The sequence below is a fragment of the Pseudomonas sp. LBUM1656 genome (genome assembly GCF_059716065.1).
On sequence record NZ_CP166800.1, the window covers coordinates 1,793,650 to 1,809,717 of the forward strand.

Annotated in this window: 20 protein-coding genes; 17 read left to right on the top strand and 3 right to left on the bottom strand. The window is 61.3% G+C overall.

Annotated features, from left to right (window positions below; genetic code table 11):
• Positions 1-47: 47 nt before the first annotated feature.
• The 7 genes from ACA072_RS07945 (at position 48) to ACA072_RS07975 (ending at position 5,530) form a co-directional block, all read left to right on the top strand.
• Positions 48-1,187, top strand: a complete 1,140-nt coding sequence (locus ACA072_RS07945; RefSeq protein ID WP_497623880.1) for a protein-glutamate methylesterase/protein-glutamine glutaminase — start codon at positions 48-50, stop codon at positions 1,185-1,187.
• On the top strand, positions 1,187-1,927 hold the full coding sequence (locus ACA072_RS07950) for a flagellar motor protein (RefSeq protein WP_497623881.1): 741 nt from the start codon (positions 1,187-1,189) through the stop codon (positions 1,925-1,927). Before ACA072_RS07945 ends, ACA072_RS07950 begins: the two co-directional genes overlap by 1 nt.
• 15 nt (positions 1,928-1,942) lie before the next feature.
• Positions 1,943-2,833: a flagellar motor protein MotD gene (gene motD / locus ACA072_RS07955; protein WP_497623882.1), complete on the top strand. Its 891-nt coding sequence runs from the start codon at positions 1,943-1,945 to the stop codon at positions 2,831-2,833.
• Between the two features lie 43 nt (positions 2,834-2,876).
• Entirely contained in the window at positions 2,877-3,665 is a 789-nt protein-coding gene (locus tag ACA072_RS07960) for a ParA family protein (protein WP_497623883.1), read from the top strand.
• Between the two features lies 1 nt (position 3,666).
• Positions 3,667-4,563, top strand: coding sequence for a CheW domain-containing protein (locus ACA072_RS07965; RefSeq protein WP_497623884.1), 897 nt, complete (start codon positions 3,667-3,669; stop codon positions 4,561-4,563).
• 88 nt (positions 4,564-4,651) lie between these two features.
• Entirely contained in the window at positions 4,652-5,137 is a 486-nt protein-coding gene (locus ACA072_RS07970; RefSeq protein ID WP_008155806.1) for a chemotaxis protein CheW, read from the top strand.
• Positions 5,138-5,530, top strand: coding sequence for a DUF2802 domain-containing protein (locus ACA072_RS07975; RefSeq protein ID WP_010456926.1), 393 nt, complete (start codon positions 5,138-5,140; stop codon positions 5,528-5,530).
• A gap of 115 nt (positions 5,531-5,645) precedes the next feature.
• Here the strand turns inward: ACA072_RS07975 and ACA072_RS07980 are convergent, their stop codons facing one another.
• Both ACA072_RS07980 and fliK read right to left on the bottom strand, forming a co-directional pair.
• Positions 5,646-5,975, bottom strand: a complete 330-nt coding sequence (locus ACA072_RS07980) for an EscU/YscU/HrcU family type III secretion system export apparatus switch protein (RefSeq protein ID WP_497623885.1) — start codon at positions 5,973-5,975, stop codon at positions 5,646-5,648.
• Positions 5,972-7,546, bottom strand: coding sequence for a flagellar hook-length control protein FliK (gene fliK, locus ACA072_RS07985; RefSeq protein WP_497623886.1), 1,575 nt, complete (start codon positions 7,544-7,546; stop codon positions 5,972-5,974). Before fliK ends, ACA072_RS07980 begins: the two co-directional genes overlap by 4 nt.
• Before the next feature lie 197 nt (positions 7,547-7,743).
• Between fliK and ccmA the strand changes: the two genes are divergently transcribed.
• The 10 genes from ccmA (at position 7,744) to ACA072_RS08035 (ending at position 15,112) form a co-directional block, all read left to right on the top strand.
• Positions 7,744-8,379, top strand: a complete 636-nt coding sequence (gene ccmA, locus ACA072_RS07990) for a cytochrome c biogenesis heme-transporting ATPase CcmA (protein WP_497623887.1) — start codon at positions 7,744-7,746, stop codon at positions 8,377-8,379.
• Complete coding sequence (gene ccmB, locus ACA072_RS07995; RefSeq protein ID WP_497623888.1) at positions 8,376-9,044, top strand: heme exporter protein CcmB; 669 nt, start codon at positions 8,376-8,378, stop codon at positions 9,042-9,044. The genes ccmA and ccmB overlap by 4 nt, the downstream gene beginning before the upstream one ends.
• Before the next feature lie 76 nt (positions 9,045-9,120).
• Complete coding sequence (locus ACA072_RS08000) at positions 9,121-9,876, top strand: heme ABC transporter permease (RefSeq protein ID WP_497623889.1); 756 nt, start codon at positions 9,121-9,123, stop codon at positions 9,874-9,876.
• On the top strand, positions 9,873-10,049 hold the full coding sequence (gene ccmD / locus ACA072_RS08005; RefSeq protein WP_008145547.1) for a heme exporter protein CcmD: 177 nt from the start codon (positions 9,873-9,875) through the stop codon (positions 10,047-10,049). Before ACA072_RS08000 ends, ccmD begins: the two co-directional genes overlap by 4 nt.
• Entirely contained in the window at positions 10,046-10,501 is a 456-nt protein-coding gene (ccmE, locus tag ACA072_RS08010; protein ID WP_095127755.1) for a cytochrome c maturation protein CcmE, read from the top strand. Before ccmD ends, ccmE begins: the two co-directional genes overlap by 4 nt.
• Positions 10,502-10,504: 3 nt before the next feature.
• On the top strand, positions 10,505-12,493 hold the full coding sequence (locus ACA072_RS08015; RefSeq protein ID WP_497623890.1) for a heme lyase CcmF/NrfE family subunit: 1,989 nt from the start codon (positions 10,505-10,507) through the stop codon (positions 12,491-12,493).
• Positions 12,490-13,026, top strand: coding sequence for a DsbE family thiol:disulfide interchange protein (locus ACA072_RS08020; RefSeq protein ID WP_403099509.1), 537 nt, complete (start codon positions 12,490-12,492; stop codon positions 13,024-13,026). The genes ACA072_RS08015 and ACA072_RS08020 overlap by 4 nt, the downstream gene beginning before the upstream one ends.
• Positions 13,023-13,496 carry a cytochrome c-type biogenesis protein gene (locus tag ACA072_RS08025; RefSeq protein ID WP_438662312.1) on the top strand — a complete coding sequence of 158 codons (474 nt, stop codon included), beginning with the start codon at positions 13,023-13,025 and terminating at the stop codon, positions 13,494-13,496. The genes ACA072_RS08020 and ACA072_RS08025 overlap by 4 nt, the downstream gene beginning before the upstream one ends.
• Positions 13,489-14,691 (top strand): c-type cytochrome biogenesis protein CcmI, encoded by a 1,203-nt coding sequence (ccmI, locus tag ACA072_RS08030; RefSeq protein ID WP_497623891.1) that lies wholly within the window; start codon positions 13,489-13,491, stop codon positions 14,689-14,691. The genes ACA072_RS08025 and ccmI overlap by 8 nt, the downstream gene beginning before the upstream one ends.
• 13 nt (positions 14,692-14,704) lie before the next feature.
• A complete protein-coding gene (locus ACA072_RS08035) occupies positions 14,705-15,112 on the top strand; it encodes a hypothetical protein (RefSeq protein ID WP_497623892.1) in 408 nt (135 codons plus the stop codon).
• A gap of 47 nt (positions 15,113-15,159) precedes the next feature.
• Here the strand turns inward: ACA072_RS08035 and ACA072_RS08040 are convergent, their stop codons facing one another.
• On the bottom strand, positions 15,160-16,047 hold the full coding sequence (locus ACA072_RS08040) for a LysR family transcriptional regulator (protein ID WP_497623893.1): 888 nt from the start codon (positions 16,045-16,047) through the stop codon (positions 15,160-15,162).
• Positions 16,048-16,068 lie beyond the last annotated feature (21 nt).

Consider the following 16,068-nt stretch of genomic DNA (forward strand, 5'->3'; position numbering starts at 1 on the left):
TGGTGGAGCGGGGCGACTGAGCCTCGCTCCGTCCTAACGGAGTGTTTATGGCAGTCAAAGTCCTGGTGGTGGACGATTCGGGGTTTTTCCGCCGCCGCGTCTCGGAAATTCTTTCAGCGGATCCGAATATCCAGGTCGTCGGTACGGCGACCAACGGAAAAGAGGCGATCGATCAGGCGCTGGCCCTCAAGCCAGACGTGATCACCATGGACTACGAGATGCCGATGATGGATGGCATCACGGCCGTGCGGCACATCATGCAGCGCTGCCCGACTCCGGTGTTGATGTTCTCCTCGCTGACCCATGAAGGCGCCCGGGTCACCCTCGATGCGCTGGACGCCGGCGCGGTGGATTTCCTGCCGAAGAATTTCGAAGACATCTCCCGCAACCCGGAGAAGGTCAAGCAACTGCTGTGCGAGAAGATTCTCAGCATCTCGCGCAGTAACCGTCGCGCCAACACCTACAGCGCACCGGCCCCGGTCGCCGCGCCAGCCCCGACGCCTGCGCCTTCGAGCGTCAGCAGTTACGGCAGCAGCACGCCCGCGCGTCCGGCTCCGGCACCGATTCCGGCGCGTAGCCACGCGACCACATCGTCGGGCCCGTCGTCGCCAGCACCGAAACGCAAAGCCTACAAACTGGTGGCCATTGGCACGTCCACCGGCGGTCCGGTTGCCCTGCAGCGGGTGTTGACCCAGCTGCCGGTCAACTTCCCGGCCCCGATCGTGTTGATCCAGCACATGCCGGCCGCGTTCACCAAGGCATTCGCCGAACGTCTGGACAAGCTCTGCCGCATCAGCGTCAAGGAAGCCGAGGATGGCGACATCCTGCGTCCGGGCCTGGCGCTGCTGGCGCCGGGTGGCAAGCAAATGATGATCGATGGCCGTGGCGCGGTGAAAATCCTGCCAGGCGACGAGCGTCTGAACTACAAGCCGTGCGTGGACATCACCTTCGGTTCTGCCGCCAAGTCCTACGGTGACAAAGTTCTGGCGGTCGTCCTGACCGGCATGGGCGCCGACGGTCGTGAAGGCGCGCGCCTGCTCAAGCAGGGCGGCAGTGCAATCTGGGCTCAGGATGAAGCGAGCTGCGTGATCTACGGCATGCCGATGGCCATCGTCAAAGCCGACCTCGCCGACGCAATTTACGGTCTGGATGACATTGGCAGGCACTTGGTCGAGGCGTGTATCTGATGGATGTTTTAAGCCTTATCGGGATCATCATGGCGTTTGTCGCCATCATTGGCGGCAACTACCTTGAAGGCGGTCACCTCGGCGCATTGGCTAACGGCCCGGCGGCGTTGATCGTACTCGGTGGGACCATCGGCGCAGCGTTGCTGCAATCGCCGATGAGCGCTTTCAAGCGTGCCATGCAAATCATCGGCTGGATTCTGTTTCCGCCGCGCGTTGACCTGGCCGGCGGCATCGACCGCGTCGTCAACTGGAGCCTGACCGCGCGCAAGGAAGGTTTGCTCGGTCTGGAAGGGGTGGCCGATGCGGAACCTGACAGCTACTCGCGCAAAGGCCTGCAACTGCTGGTGGACGGCGCCGAGCCGGAAGCGATTCGCAGCATTCTGGAAGTGGATTTCTACACCCAGGAATCTCGCGACATTGAAGCGGCGAAAGTCTTTGAAAGCATGGGCGGCTACGCGCCGACCATCGGCATCATCGGTGCGGTGATGGGCCTGATCCATGTCATGGGCAACCTGGCCGATCCGACGCAACTGGGCAGCGGCATCGCCGTCGCCTTTGTCGCGACCATCTACGGTGTGGCCAGTGCCAACCTGGTGTTGCTGCCGGTTGCCGCCAAGCTCAAGTCCGTTGCCTTGCGCCAATCGCGCTATCGCGAAATGCTTCTGGAAGGGATCTTGTCGATCGCCGAAGGTGAAAACCCTCGCTCTATTGAGTTGAAGCTTCAGGGCTTCATGGATTGATGGGGAAAATGGATCATGGCTCGTCGTCGGCAACCTGAAGAACATGTAAACCACGAACGCTGGCTCGTTTCCTACGCCGACTTCATCACGTTGCTGTTCGCATTCTTCGTGGTCATGTACTCGATTTCTTCGATCAACGAGGGTAAGTACAAGGTCATTTCGCAAGCGTTGATCGGGGTCTTTACGGATGCCGATCGCTCGCTCAAGCCAATTCCGATTGGTGAAGAACGGCCGCAAACCGTGACCCCGGCCAAGCCGCTGGTCAAGGACAGCGAGCAGGTCGACGCCGGTGTCGCCGGTTCCAGCGATCCGCTGAAAAGCATCGCCGATGACATCAGCGCGGCGTTCGGTGACTTGATCAAGTCCAACCAGATGACCGTGCGCGGCAACGAGTTATGGGTCGAGATCGAGCTCAATTCCAGCCTGTTGTTCGGCAGCGGCGACGCCATGCCCAGCGACATGGCGTTCAGCATCATCGACAAGGTCGCCGGGATTCTGAAGCCGTTTGATAACCCGATCCACGTCGAAGGTTTTACCGACGATCAACCGATCCGCACCGCGCAATACCCGACCAACTGGGAGCTGTCCTCGGCCCGGTCGTCGAGCATCGTGCGCATGCTCGCGATGCAGGGTGTGAACCCTGGTCGTCTGGCGTCGGTGGGTTACGGCGAATTCCAGCCGGTGGCCAATAACGCCACCGCCGAGGGCCGGGCACGCAACCGTCGTGTGGTGCTGGTGGTGTCACGCAATCTCGATGTACGCCGCAGCCTCACCGGGACCGGAACCGCCCATGCGCAACCGGATGCCGCGTTGAAGCGTGCTGGCACACAAACTGCACCGACCCCGGTCAAGTCGCCGGTACGAGAGAACGCCGTCAATTCTCCGTCGCCTGCATTAACACGTTGAGCTATTTCTCGGTCGATCATGTCGGCCGGGAGGAACAATCCGAATGAGAGTCTGGGCCGTTGCCAATCAAAAGGGTGGTGTTGGTAAAACCACTTCCTCTATCGCTTTAGCCGGGTTACTGGCCGAGGCGGGCAAGCGCGTGGTCGTGGTCGATCTCGATCCGCACGGTTCCATGACCAGCTACTTCGGCTATGACCCCGACAGTCTTGAACACAGCAGCTACGACCTGTTCCTGCACAAGGGCAGCGTGCCGCAAGGCTTGCCCGGTCAATTGCTGCTGCCGACCAGTGACAAACGTATTTCGCTGTTGCCGTCGAGCACCGCGCTGGCCACGCTTGAACGTCAGTCGCCGGGCCAGAGTGGCCTGGGCCTGGTGATCGCCAAGAGCCTGGCGCAACTGTGGCAGGACTTCGATTACGCCGTCATCGACAGCCCGCCGTTGCTCGGCGTGTTGATGGTCAATGCCTTGGCGGCGAGTCAACAGTTGGTGATCCCGGTGCAGACCGAACACTTGGCCGTCAAAGGCCTGGAGCGCATGGTCAACACCCTGGCGATGATCAACCGCTCACGCAAAGTGGCGTTGCCGTTCACCATCATTCCGACCCTGTTCGACCGCCGTACCCAGGCGTCTCTCGGCACCCTTCGCGTGCTGCGCGACAAATACCCGGAAGAAATCTGGCAAGGCTATATCCCGATCGACACGCGCCTGCGGGATGCGAGCCGGGCCGGGCTGACGCCTTCGCAATTCGACGGCAAGAGCCGTGGCGTTCTTGCTTACCGCGCCTTGCTCAAGCATTTGCTGGCGGCACAACTCGTTCCGCAGGTGGCCTGAGATGAATCGGCCGGTGAAGATCACCTCGCGTCCGCAACTGGCGCTCCAGTCGTATCTGGACAACTTGCTGATGGAGGCGACTGAAGAGTTGCCGCTGGAAGTCGAAGCGGTGGCTGAAGTCATTGAGGTCGTTGAAGCGGTCGAGGTCGAAGCAGCACTGGACGAGTTCCAGGCAGCCGTGCTTGAAGAACAGGCGCGTGATGCGCAGAAGTCCGTTGTCGCTGCCGCGCCTGTCGTGGCGCCAGTGATTGCGCCGGTCGCAACAGCCCCGGTGGTGATCGAAGAAGCGCCGGCACCGATTCTGGCGCCGGTCTCAACCCTTGCACCGCTGTTGCAAACCCTGGTGCCGCCGCTGGTCGAAGTCCATCTGCCACCGAGCAACACGCCGCCGCCGGTGGAAACCGACGGTCGGCCGGCGTGGGCTGCCGAGCCATTCGAATGCCTGCTGTTCGACGTCGCCGGGTTGACCCTGGCAGTGCCGCTGGTGTGCCTCGGCTCGATTTACTCCTTGGCCGGTCACGAGCTGACGCCGTTGTTCGGTCAGCCGGAATGGTTCCTCGGGATCCTGCCGAGCCAGGCCGGCAACCTGAAAGTCCTGGATACCGCGCGCTGGGTCATGCCCGACCGCTACCGCGACGATTTCCGCCAGGGCCTGCAATACGTTATTTCGGTTCAGGGCTACGAGTGGGGGCTGGCGGTGCATCAGGTCAGCCGCTCGTTGCGCCTGGACCCGAACGAAATCAAATGGAGAAGTCATCGAGGTCAGCGGCCATGGCTCGCCGGCACGGTGATTGAGCACATGTGTGCATTGCTGGACGTTGCAGCCCTGGCCGAGTTGATCGCCAGCGGTGGAGCAAAGCACATGAGCGGCAGCAAGCCGCTACACAAACCGACATAGCTGCCGACATAACAAGTATGCGACGGCATTGTTGAATGCCGCCAACAGAGCACACGCCGCCAGAAGCGGTTTTTCGAGGGGTCAGGGTATGAGTAATCAAGCGACGAATGCAAAAGGTTCTGAAGATCCGATCCTGCAATGGGTAACCTTCAAACTGGACAACGAAACCTACGGCATTAACGTGATGCGCGTTCAGGAAGTCCTGCGTTACACCGAAATCGCCCCGGTCCCGGGTGCTCCGAGCTACGTGCTGGGCATCATCAACCTGCGCGGTAACGTGGTCACCGTGATCGACACCCGTCAGCGCTTCGGCCTGATGAATGCCGAGATCAGCGACAACACCCGTATCGTCATCATCGAAGCCGACAAGCAAGTGGTCGGGATCATGGTCGACAGCGTGGCCGAAGTGGTTTACCTGCGTCAGTCGGAAATCGAAACCGCGCCAAACGTCGGTAACGAAGAATCCGCCAAGTTCATCCAAGGCGTGTGCAACAAGAACAACGAACTGCTGATCCTGGTCGAACTGGACAAGATGATGAGCGAAGAAGAATGGTCGGACCTGGAGAACATCTGATTGATTCTTGAGGTAGCGGTCATTGTCCTGTTCCTTTTCTGGGCAGGCACGCTGGCAATGTTCCTGGCGTACATTCGCGCTCAACGGCAAATTGCCGCGCAACAGGCCCAGGGTGATGCGCTGCGCGATCAGCGCATCAAGGACCTGGCCAAGCGCGTCGACGACTATCAGAGCGGCAACGTGCGCATGGGTGAAGACCTGCACGAACTGCGCGCCGTCGTCAGCCCCTTGCCGGACAAACTGGCGCAGCTGGAACAGCGCGATCCGTCGAGCCTGTCGTTTGCCCAGGCGGCACGCCTGGTCGGCATGGGGGCTACCGTCGATGAACTGACTCAGTCTTGCGGGTTGACCCAGGCTGAAGCGGAGTTGATGCGCAAGCTGCACAAGAACTGAGAAAGATCAAAAGATCGCAGTCTCGTTTCACACGACAGCTCCTACATGGGTTCTGCATTCCCCTGTAGGAGCTGTCGAGTGAAACGAGGCTGCGATCTTTTTGCATCAACACAGATCAATAGTCATCCCCGCGATCGGTAACGTCCTTCTCCACCATCGGCGCCTGCGGATCATGCCCCGCCGGAAACTTGCCCTTCAGGTTCCACGCGAACGCAATAATCTCGGCAATCGTGCGGTACAACTCTTCCGGAATACTTTCCCCCAGCTCCATCCGCGCCAGCAGCTTCACCAGCTCGGCGTTTTCATAGATGGGCACTTCATAATCACGGGCAAGCTTCAGAATGGCTTCGGCCAGCGCTTCGTCGCCTTTGGCCGTGAGGGTAGGGGCGTGGGTGCCGTCGTATTTGAGGGCGATGGCCTGGCGTGGGGTGTTGGGGTTTCTCATGCGGTTTCGTCGACCCAGCGTTGTTCGAGACGGGTTTGCGGACCTTGCGGTGGCGTGCCGAGGTGGCAATCCAGATCGCCGACGTTCAGCCCGGAATCCAGCAGGCGCTGGCGCAGCGCGGCCAGGTTACTTTCGATCAGGCTGGCGGTGTACGGCCGTTCGGCCCACAGCTGGCTGGACAGGCTGCCCTTGATCAGCTGCGCCTGAATCTGCAAGGGGCCCAACGGCTCCATGTCGAACGCCAGGTCCACGCGCCATAATTGCTGCTTCGGCTCGCGTTCGTCCCGGCGTTCGTGCGGTTGTTCTTTCTCCGGCGCTTCTTCGCGCTGGAACTTGACCTGCAACGGCACAATGTCCTGCAGATTGCGCATCGGGATTTCCAGCTGCCAGGTGCTGATCAGGCGTCCATCGTCAGTGACGCCGGTCTGCTCGAGACTCGACAATTGATGGCTTTGCAGGCGCGAAACGGCCGCCGCGGCCAGACGCAGCAAGTGCTCAAGATCGTCTTCACCGTCCTGGCTTTGCAGCAGCCGTTCGGGCAGCGGGAAACTGGTCGGCAGCGGCTTGGCGCTGACCTGGCCGAGCATGCCCAACGCGCTGCGCACGAAATTCGGCATGGACTGGACCAGCGTATTGGCCGCAATAATCGCGTTGAGATTGGTGTTGGCCGGCAATCCTGGCGTCAGTTGTGCGATCAGCTTGAGCAGATCGCCTTTCATGTCTGGCGCCAGTGTCGGGTTCTGTCCGGTCAGCAGTTTCGCTTCGAGGAACACGCCGCTATTGGCCAGCGCCTGAGCCAAACCTTTCGGGGTACTCAGTTGCTGAACGTCCGGCAAACCGGCCAGCAGCTTTTCCACGGCAACCCGCAGGTCGCTGGAGGTTTGGTCCGAAGGCGGCAGGTTTTGCAGGACTTTGATCAAGCCATCCAGCGAGCCTTGGCGGCTCTGCTGGCTGACCAATTGCTGGGTGACGGCCAACTGCTCCTGACGATTGCTCAGCGGAACGAACTTCAAGGTTTGCGTGTCCTGCACCAGGGCACTCAACAACGTGCCGATGCGCAGTGGCGTCGGGCTCTCGATGCTCAGGGTGCTGCCGCTCAACGCCGTGTTGAGCAGGCTCACCATCGAACGATACACGGTCGGCTGGCCCGGCACCTGTGGCAGGACCTGCGAGGTCAGCACTTTGCCCTGCAACAGCGTCCCGACAGGCAATTGTGCGGTATCGATGCGGGTGAGGGTGGCGACGCTGGAAGCGATGGCCTGTTGCACCGTGATCGCCAGGTTGCTCGCTGACGGCTGGGTGATCGCCAGGCTGGTGCCTTGGGGCAGCGGCTGGGTGCTGGTGGCCTGGACCGTGGTCTGGCGGCCGCTGTCGAGGGTGACTTTGAGCAACAGTTGAAATGTCTGATCCGCCTGCTTCAGCGACAGCACTTCAGCCTTGGCGGTTTGTCCGGGTGTGATCAGGCCCTCCATCGGCGTCAGCAGCTTGAGCAGATCGCCACTCACCAGCAATGGCCGCGAAGTCGCGGGGGTGGCTTGCGGGAGCGGGAGGATGTTCATTTCGCCTGTCATACGCGGTCACAACCTGAGGAAATTGCCCTCTTGAGAGTAGGGCATGGCATGTATAATGCCGCCCCGTTGTATCCGGGGCGCTGAAAACATTTCAAATACTTGATCCAGCTCCTTAGAACGGGCCGCCAATGCATTTATCCTGCATGTCTTTAACGGCCGCTCCACTGCCGACTTGAACCCTGAAGGCCCGTGATCTCGTGACCAGTCCAGTCCTGCAAACCGTTGCCCTCGCTTGTGAGCGAGACCTTCGGCTGCTCTTCGAAAATCTCGAATTGAGACTGGCCAGTGGCGAAATGGTGCAAATCAGCGGCCCCAACGGCAGTGGCAAGACCAGCCTGCTGCGTCTGTTATCCGGCCTGATGCAGCCGACCGCCGGTCAAGTGCTGCTCAATGGCCAGCCGCTGAATGACCAGCGCCTGGAACTGGCGCGCAACCTGCTGTGGATCGGCCATGCCGCCGGGATCAAGGACCTGCTGACGCCGGAGGAGAACCTGACCTGGCTCTGCGCCCTGCATCAACCGGCCTCCCACGAGGCAATCTGGCAAGCGCTGGCCGATGTCGGACTGCGCGGTTTCGAGGATGTTCCCTGTCACACGTTGTCCGCCGGGCAGAAGCGCCGCGTGGCGTTGGCGCGGTTGTATCTGGACAGCCCGCCGCTGTGGATCCTCGACGAACCGTTCACCGCGCTCGACAAACAAGGCGTGGCGCAACTCGAAGAGCACCTGGCCGCCCATTGTGAGCGCGGCGGTATGGTGGTGCTGACCACCCACCACACGCTGATCCGGATGCCGGCCAGCTATCGCGATATCGATCTGGGGAAATGGGCCGTATGAGTGTTTTCGGCCTGTTGGTTGCCCGCGAGGCCCGTCTGCTGTTCCGCCGTCCTGCGGAGCTGGCGAATCCGCTGGTATTTTTCGCGATCGTCGTTTCGCTGTTCCCGTTGGCGGTCGGACCCGAGTCTCAATTGTTGCAAACCTTGTCTCCGGGACTGGTCTGGGTAGCGGCTCTTTTGTCGGTCTTGCTCTCGCTGGACGGGCTTTTCCGCAGTGATTTCGAAGACGGATCGCTTGAACAGTGGGTCCTTTCGTCGCACCCCCTGCCTCTTCTGGTTTTGGCCAAGGTACTGGCACACTGGGCCTTCTCTGGCCTGGCACTGGTTTTGCTCGCTCCACTGCTGGCGTTGATGCTCGGTTTGCCAACCGCCTGTCTGCCGGTGTTGCTGCTTTCTTTATTGCTGGGTACACCGGTGCTGAGCCTGCTCGGTGCGGTGGGCGCCGCCCTGACGGTGGGATTGAAGCGTGGCGGCCTGTTGCTGGCGCTGCTGATTCTGCCGCTGTACATCCCGGTGTTGATTCTCGGCAGTGGCGCCTTGCAGGCGGCTTTGCAGGGCATGCCGGCGACCGGTTATCTCTTGTGGCTTGGTAGCCTGACCGCCCTGGCGGTAACCCTGACACCGTTTGCAATAGCTGCTGGCCTGAAGATCAGCGTCGGCGAATAATGAGGTCTGGTCAAAATTTGATCAGTAAAGACCCTTTGGCTCTTCATAGCGAAGAGCAACCGTGATGGAAACAGTAATGAACTGGACCTGGTTTCATAAGCTCGGCTCGCCCAAATGGTTTTACGGCATCAGTGGAAAACTGCTGCCGTGGCTGAGCATCGCCGCGTTGTTGCTGATTGGCATCGGTGTCGTTTGGGGCCTGGCCTTCGCGCCGCCCGACTACCAGCAAGGCAACAGCTTTCGCATCATCTATATCCACGTTCCCGCCGCCATGCTGGCGCAGTCCGTCTACGTGATGCTGGCGGTGTGCGGCATCGTCGGGCTGGTCTGGAAGATGAAACTGGCCGACGTCGCCCTGCAATGCGCGGCGCCTATCGGTGCGTGGATGACCGCCGTGGCGCTGGTCACCGGCGCGATCTGGGGCAAACCGACCTGGGGCTCGTGGTGGGTCTGGGATGCGCGACTTACGTCCATGCTTATTCTGCTGTTTCTGTACTTCGGTCTCATTGCGCTGGGCAACGCGATCAGCAATCGTGACAGCGCGGCCAAGGCCTGCGCGGTCCTGGCGATTGTCGGCGTGATCAACATCCCGATCATCAAATACTCGGTGGAGTGGTGGAACACCCTGCACCAGGGCGCGACCTTCACCCTCACCGAAAAACCGGCAATGCCGGTCGAGATGTGGCTGCCACTGCTGCTGACGGTGCTGGGTTTCTACTGTTTCTTCGGCGCGGTGCTGTTGCTGCGCATGCGCCTTGAAGTGCTCAAGCGCGAAGCCCGAGCCAGTTGGGTCAAGGCTGAAGTGCAGAACAGTCTGGAGGCCGCTCAATGAGTTTTGCTTCATTCGGCGACTTCCTCGCCATGGGCCATCACGCCCTGTATGTCTGGTCAGCCTATGGCATCTGCCTGGCGGTGCTGGCCCTCAACGTGGCGGCGCCGATCCTGGCCCGCAAGCGGTATCTGCAACAAGAGGCGCGTCGTTTGCGCCGGGAGAACGGCAAGTGAATCCGCTGCGCAAAAAGCGTCTTATCATCATTCTCGCGATCCTGGTGGGTGTCGGCGCAGCCGTCGGCCTGGCCCTGAGCGCCCTTCAGCAGAACATCAATCTGTTTTACACCCCGACCCAGATCGCCAACGGCGAGGCCCCGCAAGACACGCGCATTCGCGCCGGCGGCATGGTCGAGAAAGGTTCGCTGCAACGTTCCGGCGACTCGCTGGACGTGAAATTCATTGTCACCGACTTCAAAAAATCCGTGACCATCAGCTACCGCGGCATCCTCCCGGACCTGTTCCGCGAAGGGCAGGGCATCGTCGCCCTGGGCAAACTGAACGCTGACGGCGTGGTGGTGGCCGACGAAGTGCTGGCCAAGCACGATGAAAAGTACATGCCGCCAGAAGTGACCAAGGCGTTGAAAGACAGCGGTCAATCTGCTCCAACGCCCGCGAAGGAGGGTTGATCGATGACATCCGGACTGTTTATTCCTGAACTTGGCCACCTGGCCATGATCCTGGCGCTGTGTTTCGCGCTGGTTCAGGCCATCGTGCCGATGCTCGGCGCCTGGCGCGGGGACCGTTTGTGGATGAGCCTCGCGCAGCCGGCCGCCTGGGGCCAGTTCGCCTTCTTGCTGTTCGCCTTCGGCTGCCTGACCTACGCGTTCATGGCCGACGACTTCTCCGTTGCCTACGTGGCCAGCAACTCCAACAGCGCCTTGCCGTGGTACTACAAGTTCAGCGCGGTGTGGGGCGCTCACGAAGGCTCGTTGCTGCTGTGGGCCTTGATCCTCGGCGGCTGGACCTTTGCGGTGTCGGTGTTCTCCCGGCAGTTGCCGCAAGTGATGCTGGCCCGCGTGCTGGCGGTGATGGGCATGATCAGCATCGGTTTCCTGCTGTTCCTGATCCTCACGTCAAACCCGTTTGCGCGGATCCTGCCGCAGATTCCGGCGGACGGACGCGACCTCAATCCCTTGCTGCAAGACATCGGCCTGATCGTTCACCCGCCGATGCTGTACATGGGTTATGTCGGTTTCTCCGTGGCTTTCGCTTTCGCCATCGCCGCGTTGCTGGGCGGTCGTCTTGACGCGGCGTGGGCGCGCTGGTCGCGTCCATGGACCATCGTCGCCTGGGCCTTCCTCGGCATCGGCATCACCCTCGGTTCGTGGTGGGCCTACTACGAACTCGGCTGGGGCGGCTGGTGGTTCTGGGACCCGGTGGAAAACGCATCCTTCATGCCTTGGCTGGTGGGTACGGCGCTGATTCACTCGTTGGCGGTCACGGAAAAACGTGGCGTGTTCAAGAGCTGGACCGTGTTGCTGGCCATCGCCGCGTTCTCGTTGAGCTTGCTCGGTACGTTCCTGGTGCGTTCCGGCGTGCTGACCTCGGTTCACGCCTTCGCGTCCGACCCTGAGCGCGGCGTGTTCATTCTGATTTTCCTGCTGTTTGTGGTGGGCGGCTCGCTGACGCTGTTCGCCCTGCGCGCGCCGGTGGTGAAGAGCCACGTCGGCTTCAACCTGTGGTCCCGGGAAACCCTGCTGCTGGGCAACAACCTGGTGCTGGTAGTGGCGGCGTCGATGATCCTGCTGGGCACCTTGTACCCGCTGATTCTCGATGCGATGACCGGCGCCAAGCTGTCGGTCGGCCCGCCGTACTTCAACGCGCTGTTCATTCCGTTGATGGCGTTGCTGATGATGGTGATGGCAGTCGGCATGCTGGTGCGCTGGAAAGACACCCCGGTCAAATGGCTGTTCAACATGCTGGCTCCGGTGTTGCTCGGCAGTGCCGCGCTGGCCGTGGTGGCCGGCGTCGCTTACGGCGATTTCAACTGGGCGGTGATCGCTACGTTCATGCTCGCCGCGTGGGTGTTGCTGGCTGGTGTACGCGACATTTTCGACAAGACTCGCCACAAAGGCCTGATCAAAGGCCTGCCGACCTTGACCCGCAGCTACTGGGGCATGCAGATCGCGCACTTGGGGATCGCCGTGTGTGCCCTTGGTGTCGTGCTGTCGAGCCAGAACAGTGCCGAGCGCGATTTGCGCCTGGCACCGGGCGAGTCCATGGACCTGGCCGGTTATCACTTCGTGTTCGAAGGCGCCAAGCACTACGAAGGCCCGAACTTCACCTCCGACAAGGGCACCGTCCGGGTGATCCGTGACGGCAAGGAAGTCAGCGTGCTGCACCCGGAAAAACGCCTCTACACCGTGCAGAACTCGGTGATGACCGAAGCCGGGATCGACGCCGGGTTTACCCGTGACATTTACGTCGCACTCGGCGAACCGCTGGGCGATGGCGCCTGGGCTGTGCGCGTGCACGTCAAACCGTTCGTGCGCTGGATCTGGTTCGGCGGTCTGCTCACAGGTTTCGGCGGGTTGCTGGCGGCGCTGGATCGCCGTTATCGGGTCAAGGTGAAAAGCCGCGTGCGTGAAGCACTGGGCATGACAGGAGCCACTGCATGAGACGTTGGTTAATGCTGTTGCCACTGGCGATTTTTCTGGTGGTGGCTGTTTTCCTGTATCGCGGGTTGTACCTGGACCCGGCCGAGTTGCCTTCGGCGATGATCGGCAAGCCGTTCCCGGCGTTTTCCCTGCCGACCGTGGAGGGCGACAAGACCCTGACCAAGGCCGACATTCTCGGTAAACCTGCGCTGGTGAACGTCTGGGCCACCTGGTGCATCGCCTGCAAGGTCGAGCATCCGGTCCTGAACAAACTGGCCCAGCAGGGCGTGACGATTTATGGCATCAACTACAAGGACGTCAACGCCGACGCGAAGAAGTGGCTGGTGGAATTCCACAACCCTTACCAGTTGGGCATCAGTGACGCGGAGGGCTCGCTGGGCCTGAACCTCGGCGTTTACGGCGCGCCGGAAACGTTCTTCATCGACGCCAAGGGCATCATCCGCGACAAGTTCGTCGGTGTGATCGACGAGCAGGTCTGGCGCGAAAAACTGGCGGCCAGGTATCAGGCGCTGGTCGACGAGGCCAAGCCATGAAACGCTGGATAGCCGCTGTTGTACTGGGTTTGAGCATGGCCGGCGTCGCGCACGCGGCCATCGACACCTACGAGTTCGCCAAAGAAGGTGATCGCGAGCGTTTTCGCGAACTGACCAAAGAGCTGCGTTGCCCCAAGTGCCAGAATCAGGACATCGCCGATTCCAACGCGCCAATCGCCGCCGACCTGCGCAAAGAGATTTTCCGCATGCTGGGCGAGGGCAAGGATAACCAGCAGATCATCGATTTCATGGTTGATCGCTACGGTGATTTCGTCCGCTACAAACCCGCCCTGAACGCCAAAACTGCGCTGCTCTGGTTCGGCCCCGCCGGCCTGTTGCTGGGCGGTTTTGTGATCATCGCCGTGATCGTCCGCCGTCGTCGCGTGCAACGCACTGACACCCGGGACGAGCTTTCTGCCGAGGAGCGCGAGCGCCTCGACCACCTGTTGGATAAAACCAAGAATGATTGATTTCTGGCTCGCTGCAGGTCTGCTACTTCTGGTTGCCCTGAGTTTTCTGCTGATCCCCGTTTTGCGTGGCCGTCGCGCGCAACTTGAAGAGGATCGAACTGCCCTGAACGTCGCACTGTATCAGGAGCGGGTGGCTGAGTTACAAACCGAGCAGGAAGAGGGCGTGCTCAACGCTGCGCAACTGGAAACCGGTCGCGCCGAAGCGGCCCGTGAGTTGCTCGCAGACACCGAAGGCGTCGAGGCACCGCGCGTGGCGCGCCTGGGCAAACCGTTGCCCTTGCTGGCGGCGATTCTGGTGCCGGTCCTGGGATTGGGCTTGTACCTGCATTTCGGGGCCAGCGACAAGGTCGAACTGACTCGTGAATTCGCCCAGGCACCGCAGTCGATGGAAGAGATGACCCAGCGTCTGGAGCGCGCGGTCGCGGCTCAGCCGGATTCTGCTGAAGGCTTGTACTTCCTAGGTCGCACGTACATGGCTCAGGACCGTCCTGGCGATGCGGCGAAGATCTTCGAACGCACGGTAAACCTGGCCGGTCGTCAACCGGAACTGCTCGGCCAATGGGCCCAGGCCCAGTACTTCGCCGATGGCAAGAAGTGGTCGGACAAGATTCAGGCACTGACTGACGAAGCGCTGAAAACCGATCCGAAAGAAGTCACCAGCCTTGGCTTGCTGGGTATCGCGGCGTTTGAAAGCCAGCGTTATCAGGACGCCATCGACTATTGGAATCGCCTGTTGGCGCAACTGCCGCCGGAAGACAGTTCCCGTGCCGCGCTGCAAGGCGGGATCACCCGGGCGACCGAGAAGCTTGAAGCCAGCGGCGGCAAAGTCGCCCAGGCCCCAGCGACCAAAGCGGCAGCCAAGCTTAAAGTCACCGTCGATCTGGCGCCCGAACTCAAAGCCAAGGTCCAGCCCGATGACAGCGTGTTCATTTTCGCCCGCGCCACTTCGGGTCCACCGGCACCGCTGGCCGCCAAGCGTCTGACCGTCGCCGACTTGCCGGCCACCGTCGAACTGGGCGATGCCGACGCAATGATGCCGCAGTTGAAACTGTCGAACTTCCCTGAAGTCCAATTGGTTGCGCGCATCTCCCGCGCCGGCCAACCGACTGCCGGTGAATGGATCGGTCGCAGCCAGCCCTTGGCCAGCACCACCACAGCAGCGCAAAAACTGACCATCGACAGCCCGGACAAATAACAGGAAATCGCCCATGACCGCCATCGCTCGTATCACCCTGCTCAGTCTGGTTTTGGGGTTAAGCGCTTGTGCGGTCCAACGGCCCCCTGAGCAGCCAACCCCGCGACCGATCCCTCCGTCCCAGCCCAGCACCAAACCGGCGCCCTCAACGGTCCCGAGCAAGCCGACCATCCCGGCCAAACCCGCCAAGCCGCTGCCACGCACTTCCGCCAGCTTCGCGCCGCCACCGGGTGGCAACAGCCATTGGGATGCCAAGCTCGGCGTCTACGTGCTGGATGATCAGCCCAACACCTTCTACCGCCAGCGCACCTACTACCGCTGGAACAACGGCTGGAGCCGGTCCATCAGCCCGAACGGGCCATGGGAAGAGACCAATATCCATGGTGTGCCGGGTGGGTTGGGGCGGCAGTTCGGGGAGTAAATTGAAACGGCGATCCTTGGATCGCCGTTTTGGTTTCTGAGCGTTTCTCAGACGTCTTTTGTCAGTAACCCCTGAACATATTCCACAAACGCCCGAGCCTTGGCGCTGGCCATTCTGCCCGTGGGAAACACCGCCCAAAGGTCCTGATTCGGCAACGTCCAATCCTTCATCACTTCCCTGACCGCACCGCTGGCCAACTCCGGCGCAAACATCCATTCCGATGCCAGGGTCAGCCCTTGATGGGCGAGCACGGCTGCACGCAGACCCTCGGCGGCGTTGACGCGGATTCGGCCGCTGATGATGGCTGACTGCTCATCTGTCCCGTTGCGAAACTGCCAGTTCGCACCGCCCCCCAAGCTGTAGACGACTGCCTGGTGTTTGCTCAGATCAGCCGGGCAGTCGGGTTCGCCGTGCTTTTCGAAATAGGCGGGCGTGCCCAGGACGACGCGCCGGCATTCGGCGATTTTGCGGGCGGTGAGGTCGGAGTCGCTCTGGGTACCCAGGCGCAAGGCGATGTCGACGCCTTCTTCGACCAGATTGACGTTGCGGTCGTCGAGCATCAGGTCGATGTTCAGGTCCGGGTTTTGATCGAGGAACGGTCCGAGGTGCGGAACGATGTGCAGGCGGCCGAAGGTCACGGCAGCGCAGATTCGCAAGTTGCCGGTGAGGCCGCTGGCGGCACCGCGCGCGGCGTTGTCGGCCTCATCGGCTTCTTCGATGGCGCGCTTGGCGCGTTCGAAGAAGACCAGCCCGGCTTCGGTGGGCGTCAGGCCGCGAGTCGAGCGCAACAGCAGTCGAACCGCGAGACGCGCTTCCAGTTGTGCGATGGTTTTCGATACGGCGGGCTGGCCGATATTCAAGCGCCGGGCGGCGGCGGAAAACGAGCCGGTTTCCACCACGTAGACGAAGGTTTCCATTGCGCCGAGGCGGTCCATCCAAAGTCCTTGTGAAGATCA

Excerpts from the sequence above, each read along its gene's own strand:
- ACA072_RS07945 (WP_497623880.1), top strand. The coding sequence starts at position 48 with ATGGCAGTCAAAGTCCTGGTGGTGGACGATTCGGGGTTTTTCCGCCGC.
- ACA072_RS07950 (WP_497623881.1), top strand. The coding sequence starts at position 1,187 with ATGGATGTTTTAAGCCTTATCGGGATCATCATGGCGTTTGTCGCCATC.
- motD (WP_497623882.1), top strand. The coding sequence starts at position 1,943 with ATGGCTCGTCGTCGGCAACCTGAAGAACATGTAAACCACGAACGCTGG.
- ACA072_RS07960 (WP_497623883.1), top strand. The coding sequence starts at position 2,877 with ATGAGAGTCTGGGCCGTTGCCAATCAAAAGGGTGGTGTTGGTAAAACC.
- ACA072_RS07965 (WP_497623884.1), top strand. The coding sequence starts at position 3,667 with ATGAATCGGCCGGTGAAGATCACCTCGCGTCCGCAACTGGCGCTCCAG.
- ACA072_RS07970 (WP_008155806.1), top strand. The coding sequence starts at position 4,652 with ATGAGTAATCAAGCGACGAATGCAAAAGGTTCTGAAGATCCGATCCTG.
- ACA072_RS07980 (WP_497623885.1), bottom strand. The coding sequence starts at position 5,975 with ATGAGAAACCCCAACACCCCACGCCAGGCCATCGCCCTCAAATACGAC.
- fliK (WP_497623886.1), bottom strand. The coding sequence starts at position 7,546 with ATGACAGGCGAAATGAACATCCTCCCGCTCCCGCAAGCCACCCCCGCG.
- ccmB (WP_497623888.1), top strand. The coding sequence starts at position 8,376 with ATGAGTGTTTTCGGCCTGTTGGTTGCCCGCGAGGCCCGTCTGCTGTTC.
- ACA072_RS08000 (WP_497623889.1), top strand. The coding sequence starts at position 9,121 with ATGAACTGGACCTGGTTTCATAAGCTCGGCTCGCCCAAATGGTTTTAC.
- ccmD (WP_008145547.1), top strand. The coding sequence starts at position 9,873 with ATGAGTTTTGCTTCATTCGGCGACTTCCTCGCCATGGGCCATCACGCC.
- ACA072_RS08015 (WP_497623890.1), top strand. The coding sequence starts at position 10,505 with ATGACATCCGGACTGTTTATTCCTGAACTTGGCCACCTGGCCATGATC.
- ACA072_RS08020 (WP_403099509.1), top strand. The coding sequence starts at position 12,490 with ATGAGACGTTGGTTAATGCTGTTGCCACTGGCGATTTTTCTGGTGGTG.
- ACA072_RS08025 (WP_438662312.1), top strand. The coding sequence starts at position 13,023 with ATGAAACGCTGGATAGCCGCTGTTGTACTGGGTTTGAGCATGGCCGGC.
- ccmI (WP_497623891.1), top strand. The coding sequence starts at position 13,489 with ATGATTGATTTCTGGCTCGCTGCAGGTCTGCTACTTCTGGTTGCCCTG.
- ACA072_RS08035 (WP_497623892.1), top strand. The coding sequence starts at position 14,705 with ATGACCGCCATCGCTCGTATCACCCTGCTCAGTCTGGTTTTGGGGTTA.
- ACA072_RS08040 (WP_497623893.1), bottom strand. The coding sequence starts at position 16,047 with ATGGACCGCCTCGGCGCAATGGAAACCTTCGTCTACGTGGTGGAAACC.